This window comes from Pandoraea sp. (assembly GCF_004297875.1).
GTDB lineage: Bacteria > Pseudomonadota > Gammaproteobacteria > Burkholderiales > Burkholderiaceae > Pandoraea.
Map to the genome: position 1 here is coordinate 306,502 of NZ_SCSK01000035.1, position 11,497 is coordinate 317,998.

At 64.3% G+C, this 11,497-nt stretch carries 13 protein-coding genes and 1 tRNA gene; 10 read left to right on the forward strand and 4 right to left on the reverse strand.

Annotated features, from left to right (window positions below):
• Positions 1-73: 73 nt before the first annotated feature.
• The 8 genes from EPN80_RS10600 to EPN80_RS10635 are packed head-to-tail and all read left to right on the forward strand — an operon-like array spanning position 74 to position 8,064.
• The gene (locus EPN80_RS10600; RefSeq protein WP_293026508.1) at positions 74-1,384 is read left to right on the forward strand and encodes an FAD-dependent oxidoreductase; all 1,311 of its coding nucleotides are present in this window, start codon (positions 74-76) and stop codon (positions 1,382-1,384) included.
• Positions 1,381-2,205 carry a DUF1365 domain-containing protein gene (locus EPN80_RS10605; RefSeq protein WP_293026510.1) on the forward strand — a complete coding sequence of 275 codons (825 nt, stop codon included), beginning with the start codon at positions 1,381-1,383 and terminating at the stop codon, positions 2,203-2,205. Before EPN80_RS10600 ends, EPN80_RS10605 begins: the two co-directional genes overlap by 4 nt.
• On the forward strand, positions 2,202-3,416 hold the full coding sequence (locus EPN80_RS10610) for a cyclopropane-fatty-acyl-phospholipid synthase family protein (protein WP_293026512.1): 1,215 nt from the start codon (positions 2,202-2,204) through the stop codon (positions 3,414-3,416). Before EPN80_RS10605 ends, EPN80_RS10610 begins: the two co-directional genes overlap by 4 nt.
• Before the next feature lies 1 nt (position 3,417).
• Positions 3,418-3,969, forward strand: a complete 552-nt coding sequence (locus tag EPN80_RS10615; RefSeq protein ID WP_293026514.1) for a chalcone isomerase family protein — start codon at positions 3,418-3,420, stop codon at positions 3,967-3,969.
• Positions 3,966-5,222, forward strand: coding sequence for an MFS transporter (locus EPN80_RS10620; RefSeq protein ID WP_293026516.1), 1,257 nt, complete (start codon positions 3,966-3,968; stop codon positions 5,220-5,222). Before EPN80_RS10615 ends, EPN80_RS10620 begins: the two co-directional genes overlap by 4 nt.
• Entirely contained in the window at positions 5,219-5,752 is a 534-nt protein-coding gene (locus tag EPN80_RS10625; RefSeq protein ID WP_293026517.1) for a DUF3833 domain-containing protein, read from the forward strand. Before EPN80_RS10620 ends, EPN80_RS10625 begins: the two co-directional genes overlap by 4 nt.
• Positions 5,753-5,778: 26 nt before the next feature.
• Complete coding sequence (locus EPN80_RS10630; RefSeq protein ID WP_293026519.1) at positions 5,779-6,564, forward strand: SDR family NAD(P)-dependent oxidoreductase; 786 nt, start codon at positions 5,779-5,781, stop codon at positions 6,562-6,564.
• A gap of 24 nt (positions 6,565-6,588) precedes the next feature.
• A complete protein-coding gene (locus EPN80_RS10635) occupies positions 6,589-8,064 on the forward strand; it encodes a deoxyribodipyrimidine photo-lyase (protein ID WP_293026521.1) in 1,476 nt (491 codons plus the stop codon).
• Between the two features lie 33 nt (positions 8,065-8,097).
• Here EPN80_RS10635 and EPN80_RS10640 read toward each other — a convergent pair whose 3' ends face one another.
• Together EPN80_RS10640 and hisN are read right to left on the reverse strand one after the other, a co-directional pair.
• Positions 8,098-8,415: a YXWGXW repeat-containing protein gene (locus tag EPN80_RS10640; RefSeq protein ID WP_293026523.1), complete on the reverse strand. Its 318-nt coding sequence runs from the start codon at positions 8,413-8,415 to the stop codon at positions 8,098-8,100.
• 92 nt (positions 8,416-8,507) lie between these two features.
• Positions 8,508-9,314 carry a histidinol-phosphatase gene (gene hisN / locus EPN80_RS10645; protein WP_293026525.1) on the reverse strand — a complete coding sequence of 269 codons (807 nt, stop codon included), beginning with the start codon at positions 9,312-9,314 and terminating at the stop codon, positions 8,508-8,510.
• A gap of 174 nt (positions 9,315-9,488) precedes the next feature.
• Between hisN and EPN80_RS10650 the strand changes: the two genes are divergently transcribed.
• Both EPN80_RS10650 and EPN80_RS10655 read left to right on the forward strand, forming a co-directional pair.
• A complete protein-coding gene (locus EPN80_RS10650) occupies positions 9,489-9,728 on the forward strand; it encodes a hypothetical protein (protein ID WP_293026527.1) in 240 nt (79 codons plus the stop codon).
• A gap of 120 nt (positions 9,729-9,848) precedes the next feature.
• Positions 9,849-10,313 (forward strand): universal stress protein, encoded by a 465-nt coding sequence (locus EPN80_RS10655; protein WP_293026529.1) that lies wholly within the window; start codon positions 9,849-9,851, stop codon positions 10,311-10,313.
• A gap of 75 nt (positions 10,314-10,388) precedes the next feature.
• Here EPN80_RS10655 and EPN80_RS10660 read toward each other — a convergent pair whose 3' ends face one another.
• Together EPN80_RS10660 and EPN80_RS10665 are read right to left on the reverse strand one after the other, a co-directional pair.
• Positions 10,389-10,976, reverse strand: coding sequence for a cysteine dioxygenase (locus tag EPN80_RS10660; RefSeq protein ID WP_293026531.1), 588 nt, complete (start codon positions 10,974-10,976; stop codon positions 10,389-10,391).
• A gap of 423 nt (positions 10,977-11,399) precedes the next feature.
• A tRNA-Ile gene (locus tag EPN80_RS10665) sits at positions 11,400-11,475 on the reverse strand.
• Positions 11,476-11,497: the final 22 nt, after the last annotated feature.

Sequence of the window (11,497 nt, forward strand, 5' to 3'; positions counted from 1 at the left end):
TATAAATCTTTATTTAACAATAACTTACGGGAAACCCCGGAGATTAATCAAAGTTGCCGGAGAAGGTAAATCCATGGGGAAGCAAGCGATCAACAGCGTCAATCCGACAACACCGAATGGACTGCGCATTGCCGTGGTCGGCTCCGGCATCAGTGGTCTGGCCAGTGCCTATTTTCTGGCCAGGCGTCACGCAGTCACGCTGTTCGAAGCGGGCGGCTATCTCGGCGGCCATACCAATACCGTCGAGACCGAACTCGACGGCGAGCGTTATCCGGTCGACACGGGTTTCCTGGTTTTCAACGACCGCACTTACCCCAATCTGATCGCTCTTTTTGACGAACTCGGCGTGGCGAGCCATCCCAGCGACATGACGTTTTCAGTGTCGCTCGACCAGGGCCGGCTGGAATGGGCCGGCAGCGATCTGAATACGGTATTCGCGCAACGCCAAAACCTGTTTTCGCCGAGCTTTCTGTCGATGCTGCGCGACACGTTGCGTTTTAACGACGCTGCCGAGCGCCACCTTGCCGAATCGCAGCATACTGGCTGCTCGGTGGGGGAGTTGCTGATGGCCGGCGGATACGGCGCGCCGTTTCGCGACAACTACCTGCTGCCGATGGCCGCAGCGATCTGGTCGAGCGCGACGGCCGATATCCTGCGTTTTCCGGCCGCGACGTTTCTGCGTTTTTGCCTGAATCACGCGCTCCTGCAAATTCGCAACCGCCCGCAGTGGCGAACCGTGCTCGGCGGTGGCCGCGAGTATGTGCGCCGCATCGCCGCGCAGTTGGACGACGTGCGCCTCGATACCCCGATTCACGCGATCCAGCGTGACACGGATGGCGTCACGCTGCTGACGCCGTCGGGCCCGGCGCGCTTCGATGCGGTGGTACTGGCCACCCATGCCCCGACTTCGCTGCGCCTGCTGACCGACGCCGACGAGGCCGAGCGCGATACCCTGGGCGCGGTGCGTTATCAGAGGAATATCGCCCTGCTGCACACCGATACACGCCTGCTGCCCAAGCGGCGACGCGTCTGGTCTGCCTGGAATTACCTGGGCGGGCGCACAGTCGCGGGCAATCGCCCGGTATGCGTGAGTTATTTGATCAATCAACTGCAGCCGCTGCCGTTTCGCCGCCCAGTGGTCGTCACGCTCAATCCGATCGAGATGCCGGCCGAGGGCACCGGGCTGGAGCGTTTCGAGTACGAACACCCGCTGCTGGATTTGTCCGCCATCGCTGCCCAGGAGCGCCTGCCGGCCCTGCAAGGCAAACGGCGCACCTGGTTTGCCGGTGCCTGGACCGGTTACGGCTTCCATGAGGACGGCCTCAAGTCGGCATTGCGGGTCGCCAAAGATTTCGGTGTGTTGCCGGCCTGGGCCAAGCTATGAAAACCTCCCATCCCCCGCAACGCATCGGCGATGACGCCCTGTTGCTCACCGGGCAGGTCATGCACGAGCGCCTGCGCCCGACGCGCAATCGCTTCGTCTACCCGGTATTTTGCGTGCGCGTGAATCTCGATCGCCTGGCGGGCCTGAGCCGCTGGTGGTTCGGTGTCAACCGCTGGCGGCTTTTGAGCCTTTTCGCGCGCGATTACGGTCCTTGCGACGGCACCGACCTGGCAACCTGGATGCGCGCGCAACTGGCCGGCGCCGGCCTGCCGAACGACGGGCCGATCTGGCTGCAAACCTTTCCGCGCGTGTTCGGCTATGCCTTCAATCCGGTCAGTTTCTGGTACTGCCACGACAGTGCGGGGCAATTGCGGGCGCTGCTGGCCGAAGTCAACAACACCTTCGGCGAACGCCACCGCTATTTGCTGGCCGCCGGCGACGGCGAAGCGATCGGCCCGGGCACGACACTGACTTGCCGCAAGTCATTCCATGTGTCGCCGTTCTGCCGGGTCGAGGGGCATTACGAGTTTCGGCTGCGCGAGAGCGCCGAGACCGCATTCACCGGCATCGATTACTTCGATCGCGACGGCCTGCTGTTGCGCACCTCGGTGGGCGGACGCAAACAGGCGTTCTCGCGCGCGGCGGTATTGAGCGCCGTGCTGCGACAACCGCTGCTGACCTTCGGCGTGGTCGCGCGCATTCATCGGCAGGCACTGCGCCTGTGGCTGCGCAAAGTGCCGTTTCATACCAAGCCCGCGCCCCCGACGGTCGCGCAAACCATCCACGTCAATGAGTCCTCGTCGGAGAAACACCCATTATGAATCTCTCCCGCACTCTCTATTCGTCGCGCACGCACATCCCGGCATTGGCACGCGTTTTCGTCTCGCTGCTCGAGCAAATCCGCTGTGGACATCTCGTGCTGATCACGCCCTCCGGCGAGCAGCGTGTGTTCGGTGATCCGCACGGCAGCCCCAGCGCCCGCCTGGAAGTGGCCGATTGGCGCGGCTGCGCGCTGGTGTTGCGCGCCGGCGATATCGGGTTTGCCGATGCGTATCGCCGCGGGTGGCTCAGGACGCCTGATCTCGCGGCATTGCTGCGGCTGGCAATCCGCAATGAAAACGCCGTCTCGCAAACGGTGTGGGGTAACCGCCTGGCGCGCCTGTGGTACGGCCTGCTGCATCGGCTGCGCCCCAACACCAAAGCGGGTAGCCGGCGCAACATTCACGCGCACTATGACATCGGCAACCCTTTCTATGCGCTGTGGCTGGACCCGACATGGAGCTACTCCAGCGCATGGTTCGACGGCAACCTGCAGCGCTCGCTGGCCGAAGCCCAAACCGCGAAATATCAGCGCATCATCGACACACTCGGCCTGCGGCCTGGCATGCACGTGCTCGAAATCGGCTGCGGCTGGGGCGGCTTTGCCCTGCATGCCGCGCGCCAGGGCGTTCGCGTGCATGGCGTGACGATTTCCGAAGCTCAGCTTGCGCTGGCGCGCCAACGCGTTACCGAGGCGGGCCTGGGTACGCTGGTCACACTGGCGCTGTGTGATTATCGCGACATCGCCGGCAGGTATGACGCCGTGGTGTCGATCGAGATGTTCGAGGCGGTCGGCGAGCGCTTCTGGCCAGGCTTTTTCAATGTGCTGCACGACCGCTTGGTGCCGGGCGCCAGTGCGTTGCTGCAGTCGATCACGATCGACGAATCGCGTTTTCTCGCGTATCGCGCCAGCAGCGATTTCATCCGGCACACGATTTTCCCGGGCGGCATGCTGCCGAGCCCGGAACGGCTGCTCGACACGGCGCGCCGTGCCAAGCTGGCCGGCCGCGTTTCACTCGCGTTCGGCAAGGACTATGCCGAGACGCTGCGGCGCTGGCGCCAGGCGTTCGAGACGCGGCTGGCCGACGTGCGGCTGCAGGGATTCGACGAGGAGTTCATCCGCCTGTGGCGCCTGTACCTGGCCTATTGCGAGGCGGGCTTCGACGAGGCTCGTACCGACGTCATGCAGTTCGTACTGAAGCGGCAGGCCTGACATGCGCCGCCTGATTCCCGCGATCTCGCTTGCTGTGCTGCTAACGCTGTCGACGGCCTTTGCCGCGCCGACGCACGCTGGCTGGCGGGCCGATGTGCCGGCCGCGCAACTGTGCGGCCAGGGCGACTTTCGCATGATCGGATTCCTGATCTACACCGCGCAAATGTGGCGCGCGTGCGACGCGGCGAACCAGGCTGCACCATTTGCGACCCCCTTCGCGCTAAAGCTGATTTATCACCGCCACATTACCCGCGCCCGGTTGGTGCAGAGCAGCCTCGACGAAATCACCCGCATGGCGGCGCACCCGATCGACGCGGCCACCCTGCAGCAATGGCGCACGGCGATGCAGCGCGCTTTCGTGGGCGTCGCGCCGGGCGACAGCATTACCGGCGTGTTCCTGCCTGGCCAGGGGGCGCGTTTTTATGCCGACGGTCGTCTCACCGCGACGATCGACGACCCGGCGTTCGCCAAACGGTTCTTCGGCATCTGGCTCGATCGCGACACGCGAGCGCCCGGCCTGCGACGGCATTTGCTGGGGCGGGCCTCATCATGAGCGAAAAGGTCTCGTCTCTGGCCGCCTATGGCGCACTCGGCATGCCGCTGGCGATGGCTGCGCTGCCGGTGTATGTGCAGGTGCCGATTTATTACACGTCCCATCTCGGGCTGGCATTGTCGCTCACGGGCACGGTACTGTTCGCAGCCCGGCTGGTCGACACCGTGCAGGACCCCTGGCTGGGGCAATGGATCGACCGGCTGGCCCGCCGCGGGCGACTCACGCCGATGCTCTGCGGCGCGGCGTTGCTGCTGGCCGTGACGTTTGCCGGCCTGTGGCTGCCCCCATTGTCGGGCAATGCGCTGGCGGCGTGGCTCGCGCTCGCGCTGATCGCCGTCTACACCGCGCACAGCCTGCTCAATATCACCTACCTCGCCTGGGGCGCCCGCCTGGCGCCAAGCACCGCTGGACTGACCAATGCCGCTGGCTGGCGCGAGGGTGCCGGACTGCTCGGCGTGATGCTCGCCAGCGCCTTGCCGACCTGGCTCATGAACAGCCGGACATGGTCGGCCGAGCAAGGCATGGCCGTCTATTCGGCATTATTCGCCGTGCTGCTGCTCGCCGGCCTGCTTGCATTGCTGCGCTACGCGCCGCGCTGGCGCGATCCGGCCCTGACGGTTGCGCCGAACTGGATGGCGACACTGGCCAATGCGCGCTTTCGCCAGTTGCTGGTGCCGTATTTCCTGAATGCGATTTCCGTGTCGGTGCCGGCCACGCTGGCGCTCTTTTTCATTGCCGACCGGCTGCAGGCGCCTCGCTGGTCCGGCCTGTTCCTGGCCATCTACTTCGCCGCCGGGGCGGCTGGCTTGCCCGGTTGGACCCGGCTTGCCGCTCGCATCGGCCCGGCGCGCGCCTGGCGCCTGGGAATGGCGCTGGCGGTAGCGGCCTTCGTGTGGGCGACCCTGCTCGGCCCGGGTGACGCGCCCGCCTATCTGGCCGTGTGTGTCATGGCGGGACTGGCACTGGGAGCCGATTTGATCCTGCCGCCGGTGCTGTTGGCTTGCCTGATCCCGCCGAACGAGCAGCCAGCCGGCTATTACGGGGTGTGGAGCTTGTTCGGCAAGCTGGCGTTGGCCCTCTCAGGTCTGACACTGCCTTTGCTGGCCGCGTTGGGTTACCAGCCGGGCGCCGTCGCCGGCGGCGGTGCGGCGCTTGCGCTTGCCTATGGCGGGCTGCCGTGTCTCTTCAAGCTCGCGGCGTGGGGAACCCTGCGCGCCGCGGAATTCTCAACCAGCGAGGAACCTTCGACATGATCTCGATGAAATACGCGCTCGCGCTGGGCGCCACCATGATGCTCTCGGCTTGCGCCACACAAAAGATTTCCGATTACGCACAAAATCAGCCGCGCTTTGATGTCGTCAAATTCTTCAGCGGCAAAACCGAGGCGTGGGGTATGTTCCAGAAACGCAACGGCGAGGTGGTCAAGCGCTTTCACGTCAATATGGAAGGCCATGAGGAAAACGGCAAGCTGGTGCTCGACGAGCATTTCACCTACAGCGATGGCACCAGGCAAAGCCGGGTCTGGACGCTCACCCCGCAGCCCGACGGATCCTGGCGAGGCATTGCCGCCGACGTGATCGGCCAGGCGATCGGCCACACCGCCGGCAACACACTGCACTGGCGTTATACGGTAAAGCTGCCGGTCGACAAGACGACCTACAACGTGCAATTCGACGACTGGATGTATCTGGTCGACGAGCACACGATGATCAATCGGGCCAGGGTCACCAAGTTCGGCTTCGAAGTCGGACAGGTCACGCTGTTCTTTCGGCATCCTGCCTAACCTTATGCGCTCGCCGCGAGGCCATCATGAAATGGACGTCTCTTAACCCTCGCTGGACCGATTGGCAGGGCAAGCGGGTGTGGGTGGTCGGGGCCTCCAGCGGCATCGGCGCCGCGCTGGCGCAGAACCTGCTGCGGCGCGGCGCGAGCGTGGCTCTGTCTGCGCGGCGCATCGACGCGTTGCAGGCGGTCACGACCGGCCTGCCGAACGCCTGGGTCGTGCCGATGGACGTGACCGACCCGGCCGCATGGGGCGCGGCCCACCGGATTCTGCGCCAGGAATGGGACACCATCGACCTGGTCGTCTTTTGCGCGGCCGATTATCGTCCGCTGCGCCCCTGGGACATCCGGGCAGACCAGGTTCGCCAAACGGTCGAAGTCAATCTGAACAGCGTCTACTATGGCCTCGAGGTCGTGCTGCCGGGGCTGCTCTCGCAGCAAAGCGGCGGCATTGCGCTCATCGCCAGCATCGCCGGCTATCTCGGCCTGCCCAATGCCACCGTGTACGGGCCGACCAAAGCGGCGCTGATCAATCTGGCCGAATTGCTGTACACGGAGCTTCATGCCAAAGGGCTCGGCGTCTACCTGATCAATCCCGGTTTTGTGAAGACACGCCTGACGGCCGCCAACAGCTTTCCGATGCCGGCGCTGCAAACGCCCGAGGCGGCGGCCGAGGCGATCGTCGACGGCCTGGCGCGCGGACGCTTCGAAATCGACTTTCCGAAGCGCTTCACGCGCTTGTTAAAATTAACCAGCCTGCTGCCCTATCGGATTCGCCTGGCGGCGCTGCAACGCGTGACCGGCACATCCTAGCCCCCGCCTCTCCTTGAAATTACCATGTCCGTAACATCATCACCGTCACCCGCGATCGTCTGGTTCCGCGACGATCTGCGCGTGGCGGACAATCCCGCCCTGCATCACGCCGCCGCCTCGGGCCGTCCGCTGATCTGCGTCTATGTATTCGACGAACAAAGCGACGGCTTGCGCCCGCTTGGCGGTGCCGCTCGCTGGTGGCTGCACGGCGCGCTCGAAGCGCTCGATGCGAGCCTGAGCTCGCTTGGCGGGCGCCTGGCGATATTGCGAGGCCCCGCGGCACCAGAGATCGAAACCCTGGTGGCGCAAACGGGCGCCGGCGCGGTTTACTGGAACCGCCGTTACGGCGCGGCCGAGCGTACGCTCGACAGCGGCCTGAAAAGGAATCTGGAAGCCCGCGGCATAGCAGTGCGCAGCAGCAACGGCCAATTGCTGACCGAGCCATGGACGATTCTCAATGGCGCGGGGCAACCGTTTCGCGTTTTCACGGCTTACTGGCGGGCATGTTCCCGGCAGGATGAACCGGCCGCCGCCTTGCCCGCGCCTGCCACCCTGACCTTTCATCCCTGGCCCGGCCCGATACGCACCGTGCCGCTTGCCAGCCTGCGGCTCGAGCCGAGCGCACCGGACTGGGCCGACGGGTTGCGTCGCGCCTGGCGGCGCGGCGAGGCTGCCGCGCACGAGCAGCTCGATGTCTTCCTGGAGGATGGATTGGCCGGCTACGCCGATAACCGCGACTTGCCACACGTCGCCGGCACGAGCCGCCTGTCGCCGTATCTGCGCTTCGGTCATCTGTCGCCTCGCCAAGTTTGGCACGCGGCCAAAGCGGCGATGCGAGCCGGTACGACGCAAGCGAGCCAGACCGACCTGGACAAGCTGCTAGCCGAACTCGGCTGGAGAGAGTTCTCTTATCACCAGCTATATCATTTCCCCGATCTCGCGCGCCGCAATTTTCAAGCGCGCTTCGATGCAATGCCCTGGCGCACCGATCCGGCTGCGTTGCGGGCCTGGCAACAGGGCCGTACCGGCTACCCGTTGGTGGACGCCGGCATGCGGGAGCTCTGGGCCACCGGCTGGATGCACAATCGCGTGCGCATGGTATGCGCATCGTTTCTGGCCAAGCATCTGCTGCTCGACTGGCGCCACGGCGAGGCTTGGTTCTGGGATACGCTGGTGGACGCCGACCCAGCCAGCAACCCATCGAGTTGGCAATGGGTGGCGGGCTCCGGGGTGGATGCCGCGCCGTATTTCCGCATTTTCAATCCGGTGCTGCAAGCCGAGAAGTTCGATCCGCAGGGCGAGTATGTGAAACGGTGGGTGCCCGAGCTGGGCGATTTGCCGGCCTCTGTCGTGCATCACCCATGGGACGCTTCGCCAGTGCAACGCGCCGCGGCGGGGCTGACGCTCGGTCAAACCTACCCCGCGCCAATCGTGGCACACCAGGCGGCGCGCGAACGCGCCTTGGATGCGCTCAAGCAAACGACAGCTCCGTTCGCGTAAGACGCGCCCGATGCCGCTGCCGGCACCGAGCTGCTAGCGGTGCCAGTCGCCCGGGTGAAACCGCCACTCGCGTCCGTCACGTACCCAGTGCGGCGGCTGATACCGGTAACCACGGCGCGCGCGCACCCATTGGCCATTGACCCAAATATGGCGCCGACCAGTCCAGCGCCAGTAGCCTGGCGACCAGATATAGCCACGACGCGGTGAGGGCATCCGTTCGTAGACGGGCGGTGGCGGTGCCCGGTCGATCATCACGGTCACGTTCGACTGCGGTTGCGCCGACGACACCGGCGAGAACAGTGCGGTTGCCAGCGAAATGGCAGCCGCCATGAAAAACCAGGTGAGGCTCATGCGGATTCCTTCTGCGATGCGATTTGCGCTTCATGTTAAAGGCTGCGGTCCGCTCGCACTGTAAGGATTTGTGCGTCGATTGTTACAAACGCTTACCCGCGTGGGACCGCGCGAATCACATCCAGGGCCTGTCGATGGAGTTCGAGGTTCGCCGCGGCCAGCACCTGCGAGCCGGAGCTCAACGTCAAGGCGCGGCCCTGCCAATCGGTGATGACGCCCCCCGCACCCTCGATGACCGGCGCGAGCGCAAGGTAGTCATATGGCTGGAGGCCCGCCTCCATGACGAGATCGACATGCCCGGTGGCCAATAGCGCATAACTGTAACAGTCGCCGCCGAAACGGCGCATGCCGACGCGACGGCTCAGCGCATCGAACACGGCGAGTTCGGCCGCGTCGAAGATGTCGGGCGTGGTGGCGTAGAGCGTGGCATCGGACAAGCCGTCGCGGGCACCGGTATGGCACGGTTCGCCGTTCAGGCGCGTGCCTAGGCCACGTAAGCCGACCCAGCACTCGTTCAACACCGGCACGTCGATCACGCCGAGCACGGGCGCGCCATGGTGCAGCAGCGCCAGTAGCGTGCCCCACAGCGGATACCCGGAGATGAAGCTGCGTGTGCCATCGATCGGATCGATCGACCAGACGTATTCGGCCTCGCCGTGCGCCAGGCCAAATTCCTCACCCAGGATGCCGTGCTGCGGAAAGCGTTCGGCGATGCGCTGGCGCAGCGCTTGTTCGATCTCGCGGTCGGCGATGGTCACCGGGCTCTGATCGGCTTTGGATTCGATCTCGAGCGGGTGGCGAAACCACTGTCGCGAAATGGGCCGCACCGCTTGAGCAAGTTCGACCGCAAAAACGGCGAGTGCTTCCGGCGTGGGTGAAGTCGTCGGCAAGAGTTGCACTGAATGCCTCCAAAAACATCGAGCAGGACGGCAGAGCCGCGCCAAACGGCGCCAGCAGGGCATCAAGCGCTACTTTAGCGCGGCCCGCCATTCTTTGCATCGGGGTCGCCGCGCAAGGACGCGGCGCCGCGCTATACTCCCGGCATCTGGATTTCCTCGTCACACTCTCCCGTCATGAAAACTGCCATCTGCGTGAGCGCGCTTGTCTTGACTGCCTGCAGTTCGGCTCCGCCGTTATTCACGTCCGACAATCGGCCGACCAACCTGATCGCCTGTCCGGGCAACTCATGGGACTTATGCCAGTTGCGCGCGGCCAAGCAGTGCGGCACCGCAGGCTTCGACGTGATCCAGCGCAACGATGATGACGACACCACGCGCTCGATGCTGATCGCGTGCAAGGCGGCGCCGAATTGAGTCGCGCTGATTAATTTGCACTGCTGATGACGATGCCGCCCGCCGGTGCGACAATGGCGAGGTAGTCATGACGAACGGCGTCGATCCATGTAAAACGCCCTCCCATCGAGAGAACATCCTATGTACGAACGCATCCTGGTTGCCGTCGACGGCAGCACCCCGTCGCAACGCGCGCTTGACGAGGCCGTCAAGCTGGTCGGTCTCACACAAGGCAGGCTCCATCTGGTTTCGGTCGTGCCGCCAATGCTCGACCCATCGGCCGCCGGGGCCTATGCCGGCTTTGTGCCAGTCGACACGCAAGCGGTCATGGAGAAGGACGCCGACGACATCCTGCAGGCGGCGCTGGCGCCATTGCAGGCCAAGGGTATCGCCGCCGACGTTAAGCGCCTCGATCTCGACATCGGTGCGCAGACCATCGCCGACGCCATCCTCGCTGAGGCAGTCGCCTGGAAAGCCGACGTCGTGGTGCTGGGCACGCATGGCCGGCGCGGCGTGACCCGACTGTTGCTGGGCAGCGTGGCGGAAGCGCTGCTGCGCATCTCGACCTTGCCGCTGCTGCTGGTGAAGTCTCCGGAGACGACGTGAGGCGGCGGCGCCAGTCGGCGCCCTGCTTCGTTGCACGCTGTGATGCAATCGTGAAAGTGGCCAGACCGGCTCACCTCATGCCGTGATGCTCCAGATATTGGGCAAGACGGCGTTCGAATAGCCGGAGACGAAGGTTTTGCGACCGCCTTCCGGCAGATAGACCGATCGCTGGACGCCGCCGATGTTGGCGCCATAGACGTGGATGCTGATCGACACGCGGTCATCGAAAGCGTTGCGCACCTGATGGACGTCGCCGATCGCCGGCGAGACGACTTCGACCTGCCCCGGCTCCAGTCGCTTCGCCGGATCCTGCGCGATTGGCCGATCCCCGGGCGACAGACGATAGGGCTGGGAATATTCGGCGCCACGCAACAACCCTATGATTCCCCACACCGTGTGATCGTGAATAGGCGTCGATTGTCCGGGGCCCCACACAAAGCTGACAATCGAAAAGCGCTGCTCGGAGTCGGCATGCAGCAGGTATTGGGTGTAGCGGACCGGATCGGCCTGAGCAAATTCGTCCGGCAGCCAATCGTCGACCGACACCAGACCGGCCAGTAGCGGGGCCCCTTCCCGCAACAACTCGGCCTCGCTGGGCCGAGTGGCGACCAACGCGCCAAAGGCCGTCACAAATTCACGGAGGCGGGACAAATTCGGATTCATCAACGGTCGACCTCATGCCAAAGAACTGATTGCGGGGTAGTAGCCATTGCTCGTTGCGCGCCTGCGGGGAACGATGCCACGCATTGACCGGCTGAAGCGTTGCAATAGAGCAACACCTCTATTAAGAACTATCCCTGATAGGGATTTCCCTGATATTATTCACCTGTCTCCTCCACCTCCTCCTGGTGGATTTTATGGCCAGCAGATTGCTGGCCATTTTTTTTGCCCGCCGATTCACCTGAGCGGGGCATCACTGTGTCATTTTAGCTGCGCAGCCGCTGCCGCACCTCCAGCGCATCGCGGCCACCGCTATTCAGCGGCCTTGCGGAAAGGTCTCCAAGCGAAGCGGCAGGCCAACTGGCGATAACCACCTGTCCAAAGAAAAAGCGGGTTAGCAAGCATACGCTTGCTAACCCGCATATATGGTGGGCCGTGATGGGTTCGAACCATCGACCAAGGGATTATGAGTCCCCTGCTCTAACCGCTGAGCTAACGGCCCGTCAAACGATAGGCGGTTACCA